Here is a 20,393-nt window from a genome sequence, read left to right as displayed (position 1 = left end):
TGTCCGCGATGAACGAGACAGCACCTTTCCGTGTCCGGGCCGAGATCGACCTCGCCGCCCTCCGCGCCAACGTGCGCGCGCTGCGCGCCCACGCGCCGGACGCCGCGTTCATGGCCGTGGTGAAAGCGGACGGTTACGGCCACGGAATGGTGCCCTGCGCCAGGGCCGCACGCCAGGCGGGCGCCACCTGGATCGGCACCGCCACTCCCCAGGAGGCCCTGGAACTGCGTGCCGCGGGCCTGCCCGGCCGCATCATGTGCTGGCTGTGGACGCCCGGCGGCCCCTGGCGCGAGGGCGTCGAGGCCGACCTGGACATGTCGGTGAGCGCGCTGTGGGCGCTGGAGGAGGTGACGGCCGCCGCGCGCGAGGCGGGGCGGACCGCGCGCATCCAGCTCAAGGCCGACACGGGCCTGGGACGGAACGGCTGCATGCCCGCCGACTGGCCCGGCCTCGTCGACCGCGCCCTGCGCGCCGAGGCCGAAGGGCTTGTCACGGTCACCGGCCTCTGGTCGCACTTCGCGTGCGCCGACGAACCCGGGCATCCGTCGATCGCCGCGCAGCTCACGGTCTTCCGCGAGATGGTGGCGTACGCCGAGGACCGGGGGCTCCGCCCCGAGGTGCGGCACATCGCCAACTCCCCGGGCATGCTGACGCTGCCGGAGGCGCACTTCGACCTCGTACGTCCGGGCATCGCGATGTACGGCGTCTCACCGAGCCCCGAGGTGGGCACCTCCCAGGACTTCGGGCTGCGGCCCGTCATGACGCTCACCGCCTCGCTCGCCCACGTGAAGCGCGCCCCGGCCGGTCACGGCGTCAGCTACGGCCACCATTACGTCACGCCGGGCGAGACGACCCTCGGCCTCATCCCGGCGGGGTACGGCGACGGGATCCCGCGCCACGCCTCCGGCACGGCCCCCGTCCTCGTCGACGGCAAGCTGCGGACCGTCGCCGGCCGTATCGCGATGGACCAGTTCGTCGTGGACCTCGGCGGGGACGAGCCCGAAGTGGGCGCGGAAGCCGTGCTGTTCGGCCCCGGCGACCGCGGCGAGCCGACCGCCGAGGACTGGGCGCAGGCCGCGGGCACCATCGCGTACGAGATCGTCACCCGCATCGGATCGCGTGTCCCGCGCGTCCATGTGAACGAGCGGCCCGACGACTGACCGGCTGCCCGACAGGGAACTGACGGGTAACCGACCGGAACCGACCGGGAACTGACGAGGAGCGGCACGTGAGCGAGAGCAGCACGGGGGCGGCCGCGGCGGAAGCGGTGTCGGAGGCCGCCGCCGCGGCCGGGAACTGGCGCAGGGCAGGCGTCGCGGGTGCGGCGATAGGCGTCCTGGCCGCGGGTGCGGCCGCGGGCGTCGCCATAGAGCGGCTGACCGTCGGCCGCGGCATGCGCAAGAAGGCGCGGCTCGCGCTCGACGCGTCGGGGCCGTACGGCTCGCTGCGCGGCATGCCCGGCACGGCGTACGCGGACGACGGCACGGAGCTCTCGTACGAGGTCGAAGAGGTCGAGGAGACCACCGAGGCCGGAGGCGGCGGGGACGGCGACCGCGCCCCGCGGCGGCGCCGGCTCTTCGGGCGCAGGGCCCCCGCGCCCGTCACCGTCGTCTTCAGCCACGGCTACTGCCTGAGCCAGGACTCCTGGCACTTCCAGCGGGCCGCCCTGCGCGGTGTCGTCCGCGCCGTCTACTGGGACCAGCGCAGTCACGCCCGTTCGGCGCGCGGGGTCGACCAGCTCGAACACGACGTGCCGGTCTCCATCGACCAGCTGGGGCGCGACCTGAAGGCCGTCATCGACGCCGCCGCGCCCGAGGGGCCGCTCGTCCTCGTCGGGCACTCCATGGGCGGCATGACGACCATGGCGCTCGCCGACCAGTTTCCCGAGCTGATCCGCGACCGCGTGGTGGGCGTCGCCCTGATCGGCACGTCGTCCGGGCAGCTCGGCGAGGTGAACTTCGGCCTTCCGGTCGCCGGGATGAACGCGGTCCGGCGGGTGTTGCCCGGCCTGCTGCGGGCGCTCGGCTCGCAGGCCGAACTGGTGGAGCGGGGGCGGCGGGCCACCGCGGACCTCTTCGCGGGCGTCATCAAGCGGTACTCGTTCTCGCGCAAGGACGTGGACCCGGCGATCGCGCGGTTCGCGGAGCGGATGATCGAGTCGACGCCGATCGACGTGGTCGCGGAGTTCTACCCGGCCTTCGCCGAGCACGACAAGGCGGCGGCCCTCAAGCACTTCGCCGAGCTGCCGGTGCTCGTGCTGGCGGGGAACGAGGACCTGGTCACGCCGAGCGAGCACAGCGAGGCCATCGCCCACCTGCTGCCCGACGCCGAACTGGTCCTCGTCCCGGACGCCGGTCACCTGGTCATGCTGGAGCACCCGGAGGTGGTCATGGACCGCCTGGCGGACCTGCTGGTGCGGGTGGGCGCGGTGCAGGGGGCCGGGCAGCGGGGCTGAACACGGGCTCCGGGCCTCGGCGGACCTGAGCACGGGCTCCGGGCCTCGGCGGGCCCGAGCGCGCGCTCCCAGCCGCTACCGTGGGCGGTATGGAAGCACCGCACCACGAGGCTCCGGCCGTCACACTCAAGATCACTGTCAACTCCCCCGAACACATGGGCGAGTTGGGGCGTCGTCTGGCCAAGCTGCTGCGCCCGGGCGACCTCGTCATGCTCACCGGCGAGCTCGGCGCCGGCAAGACGACGCTGACCCGCGGCCTCGGCGAGGGCCTCGGCGTGCGCGGCGCCGTCACCTCCCCGACCTTCGTCATCGCCCGCGTGCACCCGCCGCTCGGCGAAGGCCCCTCGCTGGTCCACGTCGACGCGTACCGCCTCGGGGGCGGGCTCGACGAGATGGAGGACCTGGACCTCGACGTCTCGCTGCCCGAGTCCGTGATCGTGGTCGAGTGGGGCGACGGCAAGGTGGAGGAGCTGTCGGACGACCGGCTGCGGGTCGTCATCGACCGCACGGTGGGCGATACGACGGATGGCGAGACCGGCGAGACCGGCGGGACCGGCGCGGCCGACGAGGTGCGCGAGGTGACGATCACCGGGCTCGGCGCGCGCTGGGCGGACGCGGATCTGGCGTCGCTGGGCGCCTGAGGGCCCGAAGGCCCCCCGCTCGCACTCCCGCCCCGGGCCTTTGGTCCGGGGCGTTTCTCGTACGTTCGACCGAACGTTCCGACAAGGCGTCGGCAAAATGTTGCGTTGCGTGTGTCAGGCGTGGTCACATGGGATACAGGTCTTGGTTAGGTCTACCTAACCACGTCCGCCCCCGGAGCCCCCAGGAGGCATCCATGACGGCTTCAGAACGTGACGCCTACGCACAGCCGCGCGGGAACGGGCTGCCCGGACCCTCGGTCGCCGTGGACCCCTCGCACCTGTCGATGAGCGATCTGCTCGCGTCGTGCGCCGCCGCGAGCGCCGTCTCCACGCCGCCGAGCGACCCCCCGGCCTCCGCGCCGGCCGCGCCCGCGGAACGGCGTCGGCCGTCCCGCTGATCAGAGAACCATCCCGATCAGAGAACCTCCCTGATCAGAGAACCCCCCTGATCGGGGAACCAGCCTGATCGGGGAACCAGCCTGATCAGGGAACGACGACAACCTTCTTGTCGCGCAGCGCGAACTCCCACATCGCCTTGGCCTGCGCCCGCGACTGGCGGATGCCGCCCGTCTTCTTCGACGGATCCGGCTTCGGCGTCGAGCCGTCGACCGCGGCGCTGAAGCCGACCGCGACCCCGTCGGTGAGCGTGAAGACCACGACGTTCTCGATCGGCACGCCGTCCGTACCGGTGACACGGCCCGTCCGCGACGTGACCGCGTACGTGCCCGGGGCCGGATCGACCGTGCCCGGCGTGACCTTGAACGTCTGCTTGGCCTTGCCGGACGCCTCGACCAGCCAGACGCGGTCGTCCTCGAGGGAGTACACGACGCGCTCGCCGGTGCCGGACTGCGCGGGCACGGCCGCGGGATTCTTCTTGTCCTTGGGGGAGCGCGACGCCGAGGCGGAGGGCGACTTGTCGGCCTTCTCCGGGTGGTCCGGCGCGCTGGCCGATGCCTGGAAGGCGAGGAACCCGACCGCGGCGAGCGCGGCAGCGGTGAGCCCGGCCACGAATCCCGAGCTGCTCCTTGACACCTTGCGCCACCCACCTCTTCGTACTGCGTACGGCTACGGAGTGACGGTAGCAGCAGCCGTGCCCCATCCCCGGGCAGCCGCACCTCATCCCGGTGCGGGCCGTGCGGAGCGCCCGGGAGCCGTAGGCTGTTCGCGTGCTCTTGCTCGCTCTGGATACCGCAACGCCCGCCGTCACCGTCGCCCTCCACGACGGCTCCTCCGTCGTCGCGGAGTCGAGCCAGGTGGACGCCCGCCGTCACGGGGAACTGCTGCTTCCGGCCGTCGACCGTGTGCTCGCCGAGGCCGGCCTGAAACTCGACGCCGTGACCGGCATCGTCGCTGGTGTGGGCCCCGGCCCCTACACCGGCCTCCGTGTCGGCCTGATGACCGCCGACACCTTCGGCCTCGCGCTCGGCGTCCCGGTGCACGGAGTGTGCACGCTGGACGGCCTCGCGTACGCCTCGGGCATCGAGAGCGGCCCCTTCGTGGTGGCCACCGACGCCCGCCGCAAGGAGGTCTACTGGGCGCGCTACGACGACGTGCGCACGCGCGCCGGCGAGCCCGCCGTCGACCGGCCCGCCGACATCGCCGCCGAGGTCGAGGGGCTGCCCGCCGTCGGCGCGGGCGCGCTGCTCTACCCCGACACGTTCCCCGACGCCCGCGCCCCCGAGCACGTCTCGGCGGCCGCGCTGGCCTCGCTCGCCGCCGAGAAGCTGGCCGCGGGCGAGGAGCTCCTCGAGCCCCGGCCGCTGTACCTGCGCCGCCCCGACGCGCAGGTCCCCAAGAACTACAAGGTGGTCACCCCGAAGTGACCCAGGTGACGGAGTCCGCCGTGCTGCGCGAGATGCGCTGGTGGGACATCGACGCGGTGTTCGTCCTGGAGAAGGAGCTCTTCCCGGACGACGCCTGGTCCCGCGGGATGTTCTGGTCCGAGCTCGCCCACGCGCGCGGCCCGCTCGCCACCCGGCGCTACGTGGTGGCGACGGACGGCGACCGCCTCGTCGGGTACGCGGGACTCGCGGCCTCCGGAGACCTCGCCGACGTCCAGACCATCGCGGTGGCCCGCGACCACTGGGGCACCGGTCTCGGCGCCCGGCTCCTCACCGACCTGCTCCAGGCCGCGACCGCCTTCGAGTGCGCCGAGGTGATGCTGGAAGTGCGGGTCGACAACACACGGGCGCAGAAGCTGTACGAGCGCTTCGGCTTCGAGCCCATCGGCTTCCGGCGCGGCTACTACCAGCCCGGCAACGTGGACGCCCTGGTCATGCGCCGCACCGATCCCTCCACCCCCGCATCCGGCGTACAAGGAACCGAGATTCATGGCTGACTCGCGCGACGAACCCCTCGTCCTCGGCATCGAGACCTCCTGCGACGAGACCGGCGTCGGCATCGTCCGCGGCACCACGCTGCTCGCGGACGCCGTCGCCTCCAGCGTCGACGAGCACGCACGCTTCGGCGGCGTCGTGCCCGAGGTGGCCTCCCGCGCCCACCTCGAAGCGATGGTGCCCACCATCGACCGTGCCCTGAAGGAAGCGGGCGTGAGCGCGAGGGACCTCGACGGCATCGCGGTGACCGCGGGCCCCGGTCTCGCGGGCGCGCTGCTCGTCGGCGTCTCGGCCGCGAAGGCGTACGCGTACGCGCTCGGGAAGCCGCTCTACGGCGTCAACCACCTCGCCTCGCACATCTGCGTCGACCAGCTGGAGCACGGGCCGCTGCCCGAGCCGACGATGGCGCTCCTCGTCTCCGGCGGCCACTCGTCGCTGCTGCTCTCGGAGGACATCACGTCCGACGTCCGGCCGCTCGGCTCGACGATCGACGACGCGGCGGGCGAGGCCTTCGACAAGATCGCGCGCGTGCTGAACCTCGGCTTCCCCGGCGGCCCGGTCATCGACCGGTACGCGCGCGAGGGCGACCCGAACGCGATCGCCTTCCCGCGCGGCCTCACCGGACCCCGCGACGCCGCGTACGACTTCTCCTTCTCCGGCCTGAAGACGTCCGTCGCCCGCTGGATCGAGGCGAAGCGGGCCGCGGGCGAGGAGGTGCCGGTACGTGACGTGTCGGCGTCCTTCCAGGAGGCGGTCGTCGACGTGCTGACCCGCAAGGCCGTGCGGGCCTGCAAGGACGAGGGCGTCGACCACCTCATGATCGGCGGTGGCGTGGCCGCCAACTCGCGGCTGCGCGCCCTCGCCCAGGAGCGGTGCGAGAAGGCGGGCATCCGGCTGCGCGTGCCGCGCCCCAAGCTCTGCACGGACAACGGCGCGATGGTCGCGGCCCTCGGCGCGGAGATGGTGGCCCGCAACCGGGCGGCATCGGACTGGGACCTGTCGGCGGACTCGTCGCTCCCGGTGACGGAACCGCACGTGCCGGGTCACGCGCACGCGCACGCGCACTCGCACTCCCACGACCACGTGCACGAGGTCAGCAAGGAGAACCTGTACTCATGACGGTCGCGCTGATGTGGGAGGCCCGGGCGGCCGAGGGGCGCGGCGACGCACTGCTCGCCTGGGCGCGCGCCCAGGAGCTCGACGGCACCCCGACCCGCCGCGAGACGTTCCGCGCCCCGCAGGACCGGGTGCTCGTCATCACGTGGTGGGACGCCGCGTACGACGCGGAGCTGCCCGAACTCCCGGAGCCCGCGGAGGACCTCGTGACGCGTGCGGTGCACCGGTGGCGGTTCGAGTCGGTGGAGGGGGCCTAGGCCTTCTCGTACGTCAACAAGTACCGCCAGAAAAGGAGTTGGCGCACACTGCTGCCCGGCAGCAGGCGGGACGCCTCCGCGCGGATCGCGGGGAGTCGCATGTCCGGCCGGTGCACCGGAGGCTTGAGCGGCGGCTTGCGTGCGCCCCGGAGGCGCTCGGAGGCGTGGACCGCCGCCCGCGCCACCGCGTTCGCGGGGGAGGCCACGACGTCCCACCAGGTCATGCCCGCGTAGCAGCCGAGGACGAGCAGGGTGCCGCCCGGGGCGAGGGCGTCGCGCAGGCGGGTCACCGTGTCGAAGGGCATGTGGTGCAGGCTCGCCAGGCAGGTGATGACGTCGTAGTGGGCCGCGGGCAGGGCTTCCTTCGTCACGTCCGCCCGGCGGAAGCGGGGGCCGCCGCCCGCGGCCTCCGCCTCGGCGATGACCTCCGCCGACGGGTCCAGCGCGTCGACCTCGTAGCCGCGGGCCGCCAGGCGACGGGCGAAGCGGCCCGTGCCGCAGCCGACGTCGAGGGCGGTGCGGCCGCCCCCCGGCGGCAGGCTCCGGAGGAGCAGGGGGTGGTAGTGGTCGTTGTGATCGAAGGGCACACGGGGGAGCCTCGCACACCCGCCCGGGTCGCCGGTACGTCCGCTCGGCCCACCGGTGCGTCCGCCTGGGGCGCCGGTACATCTGCCCGGGTCGCCGGTGCGTCCGTCCGGCCCACCGGTACACCCGCCCGGATCACCGGTACACCCGCCCTGACTACCGGTACGCCCGCTCGGCCCACCGGTACATCCGCCCGGGTCGCTGGTACGTCTGCTCGGCCCACCGGTACATCCGCCCGGGTCGCCGGTGCGTCCGCCCGGGTCGCTGGTGCGTCTGCCCGGGTCGCCGGTACTCCCGCCCGGATCACCGGTGCGTCCGCCCGGGTCGCCGGTACGTCCGCCCGGCCCACCGGTGCGTCCGGCCGGGTCGCCCGTGCGTCCGCTCGGCCCACCGGTACATCCGCCCGGCCCACCGGTACACCCGCCCGGATCACCGGTACACCCGCCCGACCCACCGGTACACCCGCCCGGATCACCGGTACACCCGCCCGACCCACCGGTACACCCGCCCAGATCACCGGTTCCCCCATACGTGATCACCGGGAGTTCGGCGCCCTGCCCAGCAGCCCGTCGATGACCGCCCCGAGTTGGCCCGCCACGTCGTAGTCGTCGGTGAGCTCCGACCAGCGGTTCGCCAGCGCCGCCAGGTGAGGGAGGTCGGTCGCGTCCGCGTCGGCGAGCAGGTCAGGGAAGTGGCGCTTGCGGCCCGGGTCCTCGGCGCGGCGCTCCATCGCGCGGCGGAAGGCGAGGTCTCCGTAGACGCAGTGCCAGATCGTCCGGTACGCGCGTACCGCCTCCTCGGGAGCGAGCCCGCACGCGATGCCGCAGGCGATGATCTCCTCGACCATCCACAGGGCGCCCTCGTCCGTGAGGTCGCCGAGGCTGAGCACCTCGACCACCCAGGGCATCCGCGCCAGCGTGCCGTGCATGTGCAGGGAGACGGCGAGGAGGCGGTCGCGCGGGTCGGCGGGGAGTTCGGGACGCGGGACCGTCGCGGCCGTACCGGCGAGCGTGAGCATCAGGAGCTCGTCCTTGTCGCGCACGTGGTGGTAGAGCGCCATCGGCGTCGTGCCGACCTCCTTGGCGACCCTGCGCATGCTCAGGCCCGCGACGCCCTCCGTCTCCAGGATCCGGCGGGCCGTCGCGACGATCGTCTCCGGCTCGATGCGGCGGGGGCGGCCCACGGAACGCTTCTTCGCCGGGGCGGGGGCCCCGGCTTCCTTCGAGGGGGTCGTCCGCTCGTTGTCTTCTGCTGCCACCCGCTCATTGTCCCGCCCGCCCGGGGGAGGGGCGCCGCAACCCTTGCGCTATTCCTATACGCGTATAGTAATGTCCGTCGCATGGTGAACGTGAACCCGAATCCGAGCCCGGACACCCCGCACGGGCGTCTGCTGCTGCCGGTGCTGCTCACCGTGCAGTTCCTCGTCTCCCTCGACATGTCCGTCGTCAACATCGCCCTGCCCGACATGGGCGCCGACCTCGGCTTCGCGCCCGACTCGCTGCTCTGGGTCGTCAACGCCTACGCGCTCGCCTTCGGCGGCCTGCTCATGCTCGGCGGGCGCCTCGCCGACCTCGTCGGCCGGCGGCGCACCCTCATGTGGGGCTTCGCGGTCTTCGGCGCGGCGAGCCTCGCGGGCGGGCTCGCCCTCGCGCCGGGGCAGCTCATCGCGGCGCGGGCGGTGCAGGGCGCGGGCGCGGCGGCGCTCGCACCCGTCGCGCTCGCCCTGATCACCGTGAACTACGCGGCGGGGCCCGCGCGGTCCCGCGCGCTCGGCCTGTGGGGCGTCTCCGGGGCGCTCGGCGGCGCCGTCGGGATCATGGCGGGCGGCGTGCTCACCGACTGGGTGGGCTGGCGCTCCGTGATGCTGATCAACGTCCCCGTGGTGCTCGCCGCGCTCCTCGCCGCCCGGCGCGGCGTGCCCGCGGACCGCCGTACGGGACCCGCGCCCCGCCTCGACGTCACCGGCGCCCTGCTCGTCACGGCGGGGGCGACGCTGCTCGTCCTCGGTCTCGTACGCACGGAGACGTACGGCTGGACGTCGGGCACCACCCTCGGCACGCTCGGCGCCGCGGCCGCGCTGCTCGCCGCCTTCGTCGCCGTCGAGGCCCGCAAGCGCGAGCCCCTGCTGCGGCTCGGCCTGCTCGGCACGGCGCACCGGCCCGTGCTCTCCGCGAACGTCTTCGCCCTGCTGATGTCCTCGGGACAGTTCGCCGCGTTCTACTTCACCTCGCTCTACCTCCAGCAGGTGATGGAGTACGGGCCGACGGCGGCCGGCGCCGCGTTCCTGCCGTTCTGCGCGGGCGTCGTGGCCGGGTCGACGGCCGCCACCCGGACGGTCGGGCGGCTCGGCGAGCGGACGCTCCTCGTGGCGGGCGGACTGCTCGGGGCCGCCGGGTTCGGGTGGTTCGCGCTGACGGTCGAGGCGGGCGGCACGTTCCTGAGCTCCATCCTCGGGCCCTCGCTGGTCGCGAGCGTCGGCATCGGCCTGTGCTTCGTACCGCTCGGCGTGGCGGCGACCGGCGGCGTCGCCCCGGAGGAGACCGGCATGGCCTCCGGGCTGCTCAACAGCTCCCGCCAGCTCGGCGGCTCCCTCGGCCTCGCGGTCCTGGTCACCGTCGCGGCGAGCGCCACGGGGGAGGGGCGCGGCAGGAGCGCCCTCGCCGACGGGTACGCGGCCGCCTTCGCCGTGTCCGCCGGGCTCCTGGTGGCGGCGGCCCTGGCGACCGCGGTCCTGCACGGACGGCGTACGCCGCCGGCCGCGGCCCCGGCCACACCGACGCGACCTGCGAAAACAGCCGCCGGGGAAGAAACTTCGAAAAATCTCGGCGACGATGTCGAAACGGGCGTCTCCCGTTCGACGCAGGGGTGAGAGGCGAGGAGAGGCCACGCCGCCACCCGAAGGGGAGACCACCATGCCGCGCTACCTGACGATGATCCGCATCGACGAGAACAACGCGCCCGAGGGCGGCCCGAGCCCCGAACTGCAGGAGCGCATGGGCGCGCTCCTGGAGGAGATCACCAGGGCCGGGGTCATGCTCGACACCGCGGGCCTGCGGCCGACCTCCGAAGGCACCCGCGTGACCTGGGACAAGGGCGAACTGACCACGACGGACGGCCCGTTCACCGAGACCAAGGAGGTCATCGGCGGCTACTCCATCTGCCAGGCCAAGGACATGGCGGAAGCCGTCGAGTGGACCAAGCGGTTCCTCAAGACCCACGAGGACTACTGGACGGTCACCGCCGAGGTCCGGGAGATCGAGGGCTGAGCCGCACCCTTGTTGCCTTTGCGGCGGTGGCGCCGGGGTGCTCTGATGGATGGCCGTGAGCCATCCCCCGGAGCACCCCCGCCAGGCCATCGAAACCGTCTTCCGCATGGAGTCGCCACGCATCATCGCCGGTGTCACGCGGATCGTACGAGACGTCGGCATCGCCGAGGAGCTGGCCCAGGACGCCCTCGTGGCGGCCCTCGAACAGTGGCCCGCGCAAGGCGTCCCCGACAATCCGGGCGCCTGGCTCATGGCCACCGCCAGGAACCGCGCCGTCGACCTGGTGCGCCGCCGCGAGCGCTACGCCCGCAAGCTCGCCGAGGTCGGCCGCGACCTGGAGACCGCCCCGGCGCAGGCGGGCCCGCTCGAACCCGCCGACCCCGACGCGATCGACGACGACCTCCTGCGCCTCGTCTTCATCGCCTGCCACCCGGTGCTCTCCACCGAGGCCCGCGTGGCGCTCACGCTGCGCCTCCTCGGCGGCTTGTCCACCGCGGAGATCGCGCGCGCGATGCTGGCCCCCGAACCGACCGTGGCGCAGCGGATCGTGCGCGCCAAACGCACCCTCGCCGCCCGGGCCGTCGCCTTCGAGGTCCCCTACGGCCCCGACCGCGACGCCCGCCTCGGCTCGGTCCTCGAAGTCATCTACCTGATCTTCAACGAGGGGTACGCGGCCACGGCGGGCGACGACCTCGTGCGCCCCGCCCTCTGTGAGGACGCGCTGCGCCTGGCCCGGGTGCTCACCGCCCTCATGCCCGAGGAGTCGGAGGCGCACGGCCTGGCCGCGCTCCTCGAACTGCAGGCCTCGCGCACGGCGACCCGCACGGGGCCGGCCGGCGAGCCGGTGCTGCTGAAGGACCAGAGCCGGGCCCACTGGAACCAGATGCTGGTCCGGCGCGGTTTCGCCGCCCTGGCACGGGCCCAGGCGACGGCGCCCTCCCCGGCGGGCGCCCTGGGCCCGTACGCCCTCCAGGCCGCGATCGCCGCCTGCCACGCCCACGCGCACAGCTACGAGGAGACCGACTGGCAGCAGATCGCCGCCCTCTACGGCCTCCTCGCCGCCCGCGCCCCGTCCCCGGTCGTCGAGCTGAACCGCGCGGTCGCGGTGGCGATGGCCCAGGGGACGGAGGCCGGGCTCGTCCTGGTCGACGCGCTGACCGCCGAACCCGTCCTGAAGGACTACCACTTGCTGCCCAGCGTCCGGGGCGACCTCCTGGAGCGGCTCGGACGCACCGACGAGGCCCACGCGGAGTTCGAGCGTGCGGCGTCGATGGCGCGCAACGAGCGGGAACGGGAACTGCTCCTGGCGCGGGCCGCCGACTGCTGGGCCGGGTCGGGCCGCGGGGCGCGACCGGCGGAGAGCGCCCAGCAGGGCCGCGCCTAGGCGGGCGGGGGTGCCGGGTGGCCGATCAGCATCGTCGGGGCGCCCGCCACCCGCGTCAGGAAGACGGTCGCCGCGTTCTTCCCCTGCGGCTTCACCTTGCGCCGCAGCTCCTCCGGTTCGACGGCCGAGCCGCGCTTCTTCACGGTGAGGACGCCGACCCCGCGCTCGCGCAGCAGGGCCTTCAGCTTCTTCACGTTGAACGGGATCCGGTCGGTAATCTCGTACGCCGTCGCGTACGGGGTGGCGTGCAGGGCGTCGGAGGTGACGTACGCGATGGTCTCGTCGACGAGTCCGCCGTCGACCCGGGCGGCGACCTCGGCGACAAGGTGGGCGCGGATGACGGCGCCGTCCGGCTCGTACAGGTAGCGCCCGACGGGACGCACCTCGGGGTCGGGCAGCATCGTGGCGAGCGGGCTCCACAGGGCGGCGCCGCCGGGCAGGAGCGTGGCGCGGTGCGAGGCGGGCGTGTCCGTGCCGAACCAGAGCACGGCCTCCTTCACGTCGCCGCCGTCCGAGATCCACTCGGCTCCCGCCTCCGCGGGGATCGCCTCGTGCGGGATGCCGGGGGCGATCTTCAGCGCGGCGAGAGGGGCCGCGAGGGCCGCCCCGACCGCCCAGGACAGGGGCGGGGAGTAGGCCTCGGGGTCGAAGATCCGTCCGCGGCCGCCCCGCCGCGCGGGGTCCACGAAGACGGCGTCGTACGCGGACGTGTCCACGCCGGTGACATCCGCCTCGCGCACCTCGATCAGGTCGGCGAGACCGAGCGCCTCGGCGTTGGCGCGGGCGACCGCGCAGGTCAGCGGGTCACGGTCGACGGCGAGCACGGAGATCCCGGCGCGCGCCAGGGCGATGGCGTCGCCGCCGATGCCGCAGCACAGGTCGGCGAGTGAACGTACGCCCAGGGCCTTGAAGCTCTCCGCGCGGTGCGCGGCGACGGAGGCGCGCGTGGACTGCTCGACGCCGTTCGGCGTGAAGAACATGCGGGCCGCGTCCTCGGCGCCGAACTTCGCCGCTGCCCGGGTGCGCAGCCGCGCCTGGGCGAGCGCCGCGGAGACCAGGGGCGCCGGGTGGGTGCGGCGCAGCCGGGTGGCGGCGGCGAGCTCCTCGGCCGGCGCGACGTCACGGACCTCGTCGAGCAGGGCCCGGCCCTCGTCGGTGCGGAGGGCGGCGAAGGCGGCGAGGGGGTCGCCCAGGTCGGTCTCGTGGGCGCTCGGCGTGTTCGGGTCGTTCACCCGCCCCATTGTGGGCCAGTCGGTGGATGGTGCGCGTCCGGCGGCGGTGTCGGGCCGTCGGCACGGCCTTGAGCTGCGAGGATCCGGCGCCATGCAACTAGTACGACAAAAGGAAGAATGCGCCAGAAGGCGGAAGAATCAGACGCGCGTCCTGGTGGCCGTCCTGTCCGTCGCGGCGATCGCATCCGGCTGCGCCTCCGGAGGCGACTCCGACGGCGCGGAACCCGCCCACGGCCAGCAGCCGCTCAACGCGCCCCCCGCCCGCGCCCTCGACTCCTACGCCCAGAAACTCGCCGCCACCCAGGTCGCCCGCACCATGGCCGCCAAGCGCTGGGGCCTGGCCAAGACCCCGCTGCCCGCGCCCCCGCCGCCCGCGGCCAAGCCCCGCATCACCACCCGCAAGGGGTTCGAGGTCAAGGGCCAGGCGAGCCTGCCGCCGGTCTTCACGACGATCCCCACCAAGGAGAAGGTCGTCTTCCTGACCATCGACGACGGCGCCGAGAAGGACCCGGCGCTGCTGAGGATGATGAGCGAGCTGCGGCTCCCGTACACCGCGTTCCTCAGCGACTACCTGGTCAAAGAGGACTACACCTACTTCAAGAAGATGCAGGACCGCGGCGTCACCCTGAACAACCACACGCTCAACCACCGCTACCTGCCCGGACTCTCGTACGAGGGCCAGCGCCGCGAGATCTGCGGCATGCAGGACGTCATCGAGAAGCACTACGGCAAGCGCCCCGAGCTCTTCCGCCCGCCGTACGGCAACTACAACCGCGACACGCTGCGCGCCGCCAAGTCCTGCGGCGTCAAGGCGGTGCCCCTGTGGGCGTCGGAGGCCTTCGCCGACCGCATGGAGTGGCGCGAGTGGGACCGCGACCTGCATCCCGGCGACATCATCCTCACGCATTTCCGGGGGCGTGAGGACTGGAAGGGCACCATGCCCGACATGATCCGCAAGGTCATGAAGACGGTCACCGACAAGGGGTACGCGGTCGCCAGGCTGGAGGACTACCTGTGAACCCGCGGGCGCGAGCGCGCCGCCGCCTCCTCGCCGGGGCCCTGCTGTGCGGAGTGCTCACGCCCGCGCTGCTCACGGGGTGCGCGGAATCGGTCGACCCGATCGAGAGGCTCGGCAGGAAGGCCGCGCAGAAGGTGCCACGGACACCGGACAACGGCAGGGCGGGGCCGGTTGCCTGCGCCGGGGAGCGGGAAGTACGTCCTCCTTGGCTCGCGCGGACGGAACTGGCACCCCCCGCCGTACGTTGCCCCGAAGGGGTGCTCCGCACCCCTTCCCGCTGAAGCCCGACGCAGTGGATTGGCACTCCGCTTGACCGAGTGCTAATCCCCGTCCTAGTCTCACTTCTGGCACTCCCCACTGGAGAGTGCCAACAGCGACGGGCAGGTCCGGCACCCGCGACGACGGATCCACCTGGTCGCCACACCTCAGACTCTTAACCCCGTGAGATCTCCGAAGGGGGAGACCGGATCGTGACGACCGCAAGCTCCAAGGTTGCCATCAAGCCGCTCGAGGACCGCATTGTGGTCCAGCCGCTCGACGCCGAGCAGACCACGGCCTCCGGCCTGGTCATTCCGGACACCGCGAAGGAGAAGCCCCAGGAGGGCGCCGTCCTCGCCGTGGGCCCGGGCCGCTTCGAGAACGGCGAGCGCCTGCCGCTCGACGTCAAGGTCGGCGATGTCGTGCTGTACAGCAAGTACGGCGGCACCGAGGTGAAGTACAACGGCGACGAGTACCTCGTCCTCTCGGCTCGCGACGTCCTCGCGATCGTCGAGAAGTAATTCACCGCTTCACCTGCTTCACCAGCAGATTTGCTTTTGAGCTGCGCCCCTGGTCACCCCGCTGATTGCCGGGCGGCGAGGGGCGCAGTTCGTTCACCCGAGTTTTCGAGAGGGCTGAATCGCTCCCATGGCGAAGATCCTGAAGTTCGACGAGGACGCCCGTCGCGCCCTTGAGCGCGGCGTCAACAAGCTTGCCGACACGGTCAAGGTGACGATCGGTCCCCGCGGCCGCAACGTCGTCATCGACAAGAAGTTCGGCGCCCCGACCATCACCAACGACGGCGTCACCATCGCCCGTGAGGTCGAGGTCGACGACCCGTACGAGAACCTCGGCGCCCAGCTGGTGAAGGAGGTGGCGACCAAGACCAACGACATCGCTGGTGACGGCACCACCACCGCCACCGTGCTCGCCCAGGCCCTGGTCAAGGAAGGCCTGCGCAACGTCGCCGCCGGCGCCTCCCCGGCCGCCCTGAAGAAGGGCATCGACGCCGCCGTCGCGGCCGTCTCCGAGGAGCTCCTCGCCACCGCCCGTCCGATCGACGACAAGGCCGACATCGCGGCCGTCGCCGGTCTGTCCGCCCAGGACCCGCAGGTCGGCGAGCTCATCGCCGAGGCGATGGACAAGGTCGGCAAGGACGGTGTCATCACCGTCGAGGAGTCCAACACCTTCGGCCTGGAGCTCGACTTCACCGAGGGCATGGCCTTCGACAAGGGCTACCTGTCGCCGTACATGGTGTCCGACCAGGAGCGTATGGAGGCCGTCCTCGACGACCCGTACATCCTGATCCACCAGGGCAAGATCTCCTCCATCCAGGACCTCCTGCCGCTGCTCGAGAAGGTCATCCAGGCCAACGCCTCGAAGCCGCTCCTGATCATCGCCGAGGACGTCGAGGGCGAGGCCCTTTCGACCCTGGTCGTCAACAAGATCCGCGGCACCTTCAACGCCGTCGCGGTGAAGGCCCCCGGCTTCGGCGACCGCCGCAAGGCCATGCTCGGTGACATCGCCACCCTCACCGGCGCCACCGTCATCGCCGAAGAGGTCGGTCTCAAGATCGACCAGGTCGGTCTCGACGTGCTGGGCACCGCCCGCCGCGTCACCATCACCAAGGACGACACCACGATCGTCGACGGCGGCGGCAACAAGGCCGACGTCGAGGGCCGCGTCGCCCAGATCAAGGCCGAGATCGAGACCACGGACTCCGACTGGGACCGCGAGAAGCTCCAGGAGCGCCTCGCGAAGCTGGCCGGCGGCGTGTGCGTCATCAAGGTCGGCGCCGCCACCGAGGTGGAGCTGAAGGAGAAGAAGCACCGTCTGGAGGACGCCATCTCCGCGACCCGCGCCGCGGTCGAGGAGGGCATCGTCTCCGGTGGTGGCTCCGCTCTGGTGCACGCCGCCAAGGTGCTGGGCGACTCGCTCGGCAAGGACGGCGACGAGGCCACCGGTGTGGCCGTCGTCCGCCGCGCCGCCGTCGAGCCGCTGCGCTGGATCGCCGAGAACGCCGGCCTCGAGGGCTACGTCATCACCTCGAAGGTCGCCGAGCTCGACAAGGGCTTCGGCTTCAACGCCGCGACCGGTGAGTACGGCGACCTGGTCAAGGCCGGCGTCATCGACCCGGTCAAGGTCACGCGCTCCGCGCTGGAGAACGCCGCGTCGATCGCCTCGCTGCTCCTGACGACCGAGACCCTCGTCGTCGAGAAGCCGGCCGAGGAAGAGGCGGACGCCGGTCACGGCCACGGCCACGGTCACTCTCACTGACCTGAGTTGCCCGAGGCCCGGCTCCCTGTACTGGGGGCCGGGCCTCGGGCCTTTTTCGGGGGCGCGTCTGCCGGGTGCTTCCCGTTGCCGGGTGCGGATCGTGGTCCGTCCTCGCGCAGTTCCCCGCGCCCCTTCAAGGGGCGCGGGGAACTGCGCGATCAGCCACGTACAACGCGCACCCGGCGACGGGAAGCAACCCGGCAGACGCGCCCCCGCCCCCGGGAAGCTACTGCGGCCCGTACTTGCGGCCCGTCCGGGACGTCACGCCGCCGAGCAGGTTCCTCGGCGTCACCTTCACCACGCCCATCAAAGCCTTGTACCGCGGATCCGGGACGGAGAGCGTCTTGCCCCGCGCCAGGTCGGCGAGCGCCACCGTGACCAGCTTGTCCGCGTCGAGCCACATCCAGTTGGGGATGTTGGACGTGCCCATCCCCGCGCGCTGGTGGAACTCCGTGCGTACGAAGCCGGGGCAGAGCGCCATCAGCCGCACCCCGGACCCGGCCAGGTCCTTCGCCGCGCCCTGCGTGAACTGCACGACCCACGCCTTCGAGGCGCCGTACGTCCCGCGCGGCACGAACGCCGCCACCGACGCGACGTTCACGACACCGCCCCGGCCACGCTCCCGCATCGCCTCCGTCGCGGCCGACGTCAGCCGCAGCACCGCTTCGCAGTGCACCTTGAGCATGGTCAGCTCGTCGGCGAGCGAGACCTCCAGATAGCGGCCCTTGTTGCCGAACCCGGCGTTGTTGATCAGCAGATCGACCGCGTCCCTGCGGTCGGAGAGCCGCTTCTCGACGGCCTCGATGCCGTCGTCCGTCGCCAGGTCCGCGGTCAGCACCTCCGCCTCGATGCCGTGCCGGTCGTGCAGTTCGGTCGCCTGTTCCCGCAGCCGCTTGGTGTCGCGGGCCACCAGCACGAGGTTGTGCCCGTCACCGGCGAGGCGGCGCGCGAAGGCCGCGCCGATGCCGGAGGTCGATCCCGTAATCAGAGCCGTAGTCATGGCCCAAGGCTAGTGAGATCGCCCGACCACCGCGTCGCCGACCGCGAGCGGCCCCCGGCAGCGGGCGGGCCGGGCGAGCCACCTCAAAGCAGCAGCGCACTATTTCGCCGTATGCCCAAGTGTGACTTATGCTCTCACCATGATCGAGGCCCGACACCTCCGTGTCCTGCGCGCCGTCGCCGCCACCGGCTCCTTCTCCGCCGCGGCACGCGAACTCGGCTGCACCCAGCCCGCCGTCAGCCAGCAGATGAAGGCCCTCGAATCCTCGGCGGGCACGCCGCTGCTGATCCGCACCGGCCGCGAGATGCGTCTGACCCAGGCGGGCGAGGCCCTGGTCAGGCATGCCGCGGGCATCCTCGCCGGGCTCACCGCGGCGGAGGAGGAGGTCGCCGCCATCGCGGGCCTGCGCGCCGGCCGGGTCCGGCTCGTCTCCTTCCCCAGCGGCAGCTCCACCCTCGTCCCGTGCGCCCTCGCGGCGCTCCGCGCGGCCCACCCGGGCACCCGCGTCTCCCTCGTCGAGGCCGAGCCGCCGCGCTCGGTGGAGATGCTGCGCGAAGGGGACTGCGACGTCGCGCTCGCCTTCCGGTACGAAGGAGCGACGGCCGCCGAGGAGTGGAGCGACCTCGTCGTGCGGCCGCTGCTCGCCGACCGGCTCGTCGGCCTCGTGCCGGAGGGGCACCGGCTCGCCGGAGCGGACTCGGTCACCATCGGTGAGTTCGCCGACGAGTCGTGGATCGCGGGCTGCCCCCGCTGCCGCAGGCAACTGGTGGAGGTCTGCGAGAGCGCGGGCTTCGTGCCGCGGATCGATTTCGCGACCGACGACTATCCGGCGGTGATCGGCCTGGTCGGCGCCGGTCTGGGAGTGGCGGTGCTGCCCGAGCTCGCGATCGAGTCGGTACGCCCGATGGGCGCCCGCACCGTGACGGTGGAGCCCGCCGTGCAGCGGGAGATCGTCGCGCTCACGCTGCCGGACCTGGCGCAGGTACCGGCCGTCGCCGCCACGCTGGACCACCTCGCGCGGGCCGCCGCCCGCTGATCCCCGCCGTGCCGGGGCGGCAGGGCGGCACGGGATTTCGAAGAAACGTTCCTTCAGCTGTGCGACACGGCGCTGCCCGCCGACGCGGCCGCCGTGACGAGGCGATTGCGCGCGCGGCCCATGAGCTCCTCGCGCTCGTCCTCGGTCAGACCGCCCCACACGCCGTACGGCTCGCGCACCGCGAGTGCGTGAGCGGCACACTCGGCCCGCACCGGGCACCGCATGCAGACCTCCTTGGCGGAGTTCTCACGTGCGCTGCGCGCCGCTCCCCGTTCGCCCTCCGGGTGGAAGAAGAGCGAGCTGTCGACCCCGCGGCAGGCCGCGAGGAGCTGCCAGTCCCAGAGATCTGCGTTCGGTCCGGGAAGGCGGGAGAAATCTGCCATTGCTGGTCCCCTTGATGCCGTTCTGACGCGGATACGATGCCCATGACCGTACATCTACTGTCTAAGGAGATGAAAATATGACTCATTGCGAATCTAGCCATAGACACTGCGAAAAGGGAAGAAAAGGCGCTAAATGGGGCATAGGTTGTGATGAAACGTTGAGGGTCTCCCGCGCGCTCTCCGCTGTATTGGCGCCCTCACGTAGAGTGCCGAAGGTGTCCGACTGCCCCGTAACTCTTTCGGGTGACCGTCGTTGAGAGTGCGAGGCGGTTGAAAGAACAAGCGCTCGGGCAGGTGTCCGAGAGCGTCAACCGCACAGGTGACGAATAAGTACCAGCCTGGAGGCTCAAGGTGACGCGCAGCAGCTGTGAGAGCCGCGGAGGACAGTCATGACATCGGTCCTCGTCTGCGACGACTCCCCGCTTGCCCGAGAGGCGCTCCGCCGCGCGGTCGCGACCGTGCCCGGCGTCGAGCGCGTGACCACGGCGGCCAACGGCGAGGAAGTCCTCCGCCGCTGGGGCGCCGACCGCTCGGACCTGATTCTGATGGACGTACGCATGCCCGGTCTCGGCGGCGTGGAGACCGTCCGCCGGCTGCTGTCCGCCGACCCCGGTGCGCGCATCATCATGCTCACCGTGGCCGAGGACCTGGACGGGGTCGCACTCGCGGTCGCGGCCGGCGCCCGCGGCTATCTGCACAAGGACGCCTCGCGCGCCGAACTGCGCGCGACCGTCACCCAGGCGCTCGCCGACCCGACCTGGCGGCTCGCTCCGCGCAGGCTGCGCTCGGCCGAGATGGGCGCCGCGCCCACCCTCACCGCGCGTGAGATCCAGGTCCTCGAAGGCATGAGCCACGGCCGCTCGAACGCGGAGATCGGACGTGAGCTCTTCCTCTCCGAGGACACCGTGAAGACGCACGCCAGGCGGCTCTTCAAGAAGCTCGGCGCCTCGGACCGCGCGCACGCCGTGGCGCTCGGTTTCCGCTGGGGTCTGGTGCGCTGAGTGTGCCGTCGCGGGGGCACGGCGATCCCCGCCCGCCGTCCGGCGGGCGGGGCGGCGTACGCCCGGCGACGCTTGTTTCGCCGCCGATGCCGCATCCTTGAGGTGTGGAGTTCCTCGGGGACGAGTCGATCGAGCGGGAGGGGAGGGC

General features: G+C 72.5%; 22 protein-coding genes. 16 read left to right on the top strand and 6 right to left on the bottom strand.

Features of this window, described 5'->3' with window-relative positions; genetic code table 11:
* Nucleotides 1-8: 8 nt before the first annotated feature.
* From alr to AC07DO_RS27440, 4 genes are all read left to right on the top strand, one after another.
* The gene (gene alr, locus AC07DO_RS27455; RefSeq protein WP_479063417.1) at nt 9-1,160 is read left to right on the top strand and encodes an alanine racemase; all 1,152 of its coding nucleotides are present in this window, start codon (nt 9-11) and stop codon (nt 1,158-1,160) included.
* A 68-nt stretch (nt 1,161-1,228) separates the two neighbouring features.
* A complete protein-coding gene (locus AC07DO_RS27450; RefSeq protein WP_479063416.1) occupies nt 1,229-2,455 on the top strand; it encodes an alpha/beta fold hydrolase in 1,227 nt (408 codons plus the stop codon).
* An 89-nt stretch (nt 2,456-2,544) separates the two neighbouring features.
* Entirely contained in the window at nt 2,545-3,096 is a 552-nt protein-coding gene (gene tsaE / locus AC07DO_RS27445) for a tRNA (adenosine(37)-N6)-threonylcarbamoyltransferase complex ATPase subunit type 1 TsaE (RefSeq protein WP_479063415.1), read from the top strand.
* A 194-nt stretch (nt 3,097-3,290) separates the two neighbouring features.
* Nucleotides 3,291-3,494 carry a hypothetical protein gene (locus tag AC07DO_RS27440; protein WP_479063414.1) on the top strand — a complete coding sequence of 68 codons (204 nt, stop codon included), beginning with the start codon at nt 3,291-3,293 and terminating at the stop codon, nt 3,492-3,494.
* A gap of 85 nt (nt 3,495-3,579) precedes the next feature.
* Here the strand turns inward: AC07DO_RS27440 and AC07DO_RS27435 are convergent, their stop codons facing one another.
* Nucleotides 3,580-4,128, bottom strand: a complete 549-nt coding sequence (locus AC07DO_RS27435) for a hypothetical protein (RefSeq protein WP_479063413.1) — start codon at nt 4,126-4,128, stop codon at nt 3,580-3,582.
* Nucleotides 4,129-4,262: 134 nt separating this feature from the next.
* Here AC07DO_RS27435 and tsaB point away from each other — a divergent pair, with 134 nt between their 5' ends.
* From tsaB to AC07DO_RS27415, 4 genes are read left to right on the top strand one after another with little or no spacing between them, the layout of a single operon-like run.
* The gene (gene tsaB, locus AC07DO_RS27430; protein ID WP_479063412.1) at nt 4,263-4,919 is read left to right on the top strand and encodes a tRNA (adenosine(37)-N6)-threonylcarbamoyltransferase complex dimerization subunit type 1 TsaB; all 657 of its coding nucleotides are present in this window, start codon (nt 4,263-4,265) and stop codon (nt 4,917-4,919) included.
* Between the two features lie 32 nt (nt 4,920-4,951).
* The gene (rimI, locus tag AC07DO_RS27425; RefSeq protein ID WP_268775748.1) at nt 4,952-5,434 is read left to right on the top strand and encodes a ribosomal protein S18-alanine N-acetyltransferase; all 483 of its coding nucleotides are present in this window, start codon (nt 4,952-4,954) and stop codon (nt 5,432-5,434) included.
* Nucleotides 5,427-6,551: a tRNA (adenosine(37)-N6)-threonylcarbamoyltransferase complex transferase subunit TsaD gene (gene tsaD, locus AC07DO_RS27420; RefSeq protein ID WP_479063411.1), complete on the top strand. Its 1,125-nt coding sequence runs from the start codon at nt 5,427-5,429 to the stop codon at nt 6,549-6,551. The genes rimI and tsaD overlap by 8 nt, the downstream gene beginning before the upstream one ends.
* The gene (locus tag AC07DO_RS27415; protein ID WP_479063410.1) at nt 6,548-6,805 is read left to right on the top strand and encodes a hypothetical protein; all 258 of its coding nucleotides are present in this window, start codon (nt 6,548-6,550) and stop codon (nt 6,803-6,805) included. Before tsaD ends, AC07DO_RS27415 begins: the two co-directional genes overlap by 4 nt.
* Here AC07DO_RS27415 and AC07DO_RS27410 read toward each other — a convergent pair.
* A complete protein-coding gene (locus AC07DO_RS27410) occupies nt 6,802-7,392 on the bottom strand; it encodes a class I SAM-dependent methyltransferase (RefSeq protein WP_479063409.1) in 591 nt (196 codons plus the stop codon). The two genes, AC07DO_RS27415 and AC07DO_RS27410, sit on opposite strands and share 4 nt — an antisense overlap.
* A 533-nt stretch (nt 7,393-7,925) precedes the next feature.
* Entirely contained in the window at nt 7,926-8,648 is a 723-nt protein-coding gene (locus tag AC07DO_RS27405) for a TetR/AcrR family transcriptional regulator (protein ID WP_479063408.1), read from the bottom strand.
* 81 nt (nt 8,649-8,729) lie between these two features.
* Between AC07DO_RS27405 and AC07DO_RS27400 the strand changes: the two genes are divergently transcribed.
* The 3 genes from AC07DO_RS27400 to AC07DO_RS27390 are packed head-to-tail and all read left to right on the top strand — an operon-like array spanning nt 8,730 to nt 12,040.
* Nucleotides 8,730-10,259 (top strand): MFS transporter, encoded by a 1,530-nt coding sequence (locus AC07DO_RS27400; protein WP_479063407.1) that lies wholly within the window; start codon nt 8,730-8,732, stop codon nt 10,257-10,259.
* 43 nt (nt 10,260-10,302) lie between these two features.
* Nucleotides 10,303-10,656, top strand: a complete 354-nt coding sequence (locus AC07DO_RS27395; RefSeq protein WP_479063406.1) for a YciI family protein — start codon at nt 10,303-10,305, stop codon at nt 10,654-10,656.
* A gap of 49 nt (nt 10,657-10,705) precedes the next feature.
* Nucleotides 10,706-12,040 carry an RNA polymerase sigma factor gene (locus tag AC07DO_RS27390; RefSeq protein ID WP_479063405.1) on the top strand — a complete coding sequence of 445 codons (1,335 nt, stop codon included), beginning with the start codon at nt 10,706-10,708 and terminating at the stop codon, nt 12,038-12,040.
* Here AC07DO_RS27390 and AC07DO_RS27385 read toward each other — a convergent pair.
* Nucleotides 12,037-13,281, bottom strand: coding sequence for a class I SAM-dependent methyltransferase (locus AC07DO_RS27385; protein WP_479063404.1), 1,245 nt, complete (start codon nt 13,279-13,281; stop codon nt 12,037-12,039). The genes AC07DO_RS27390 and AC07DO_RS27385 overlap by 4 nt on opposite strands.
* A gap of 82 nt (nt 13,282-13,363) precedes the next feature.
* Between AC07DO_RS27385 and AC07DO_RS27380 the strand changes: the two genes are divergently transcribed.
* The 3 genes from AC07DO_RS27380 (at nt 13,364) to groL (ending at nt 16,825) form a co-directional block, all read left to right on the top strand.
* Nucleotides 13,364-14,290 (top strand): polysaccharide deacetylase family protein, encoded by a 927-nt coding sequence (locus AC07DO_RS27380; protein ID WP_479063403.1) that lies wholly within the window; start codon nt 13,364-13,366, stop codon nt 14,288-14,290.
* A 470-nt stretch (nt 14,291-14,760) separates the two neighbouring features.
* Nucleotides 14,761-15,069, top strand: a complete 309-nt coding sequence (gene groES, locus AC07DO_RS27375) for a co-chaperone GroES (RefSeq protein ID WP_006347174.1) — start codon at nt 14,761-14,763, stop codon at nt 15,067-15,069.
* A 127-nt stretch (nt 15,070-15,196) separates the two neighbouring features.
* A complete protein-coding gene (gene groL / locus AC07DO_RS27370) occupies nt 15,197-16,825 on the top strand; it encodes a chaperonin GroEL (protein WP_479063402.1) in 1,629 nt (542 codons plus the stop codon).
* A gap of 226 nt (nt 16,826-17,051) precedes the next feature.
* Here groL and AC07DO_RS27365 read toward each other — a convergent pair whose 3' ends face one another.
* Nucleotides 17,052-17,825, bottom strand: a complete 774-nt coding sequence (locus tag AC07DO_RS27365; RefSeq protein ID WP_479063401.1) for an SDR family NAD(P)-dependent oxidoreductase — start codon at nt 17,823-17,825, stop codon at nt 17,052-17,054.
* Nucleotides 17,826-17,964: 139 nt separating this feature from the next.
* On the opposite strand from AC07DO_RS27365, the gene AC07DO_RS27360 reads away from it, so the two are divergent.
* Nucleotides 17,965-18,861 (top strand): LysR family transcriptional regulator, encoded by an 897-nt coding sequence (locus AC07DO_RS27360; RefSeq protein WP_150171153.1) that lies wholly within the window; start codon nt 17,965-17,967, stop codon nt 18,859-18,861.
* Nucleotides 18,862-18,914: 53 nt separating this feature from the next.
* Here AC07DO_RS27360 and AC07DO_RS27355 read toward each other — a convergent pair whose 3' ends face one another.
* Complete coding sequence (locus AC07DO_RS27355; protein ID WP_150171156.1) at nt 18,915-19,244, bottom strand: WhiB family transcriptional regulator; 330 nt, start codon at nt 19,242-19,244, stop codon at nt 18,915-18,917.
* A gap of 389 nt (nt 19,245-19,633) precedes the next feature.
* Here AC07DO_RS27355 and AC07DO_RS27350 point away from each other — a divergent pair, with 389 nt between their 5' ends.
* Nucleotides 19,634-20,245, top strand: a complete 612-nt coding sequence (locus AC07DO_RS27350) for a response regulator transcription factor (RefSeq protein ID WP_003948568.1) — start codon at nt 19,634-19,636, stop codon at nt 20,243-20,245.
* The last annotated feature ends 148 nt before the right edge of the window (nt 20,246-20,393 follow it).

Source organism: Streptomyces sp. NPDC045678, assembly GCF_056432085.1.
This window is presented reverse-complemented; position numbering and strand designations above follow the sequence as displayed.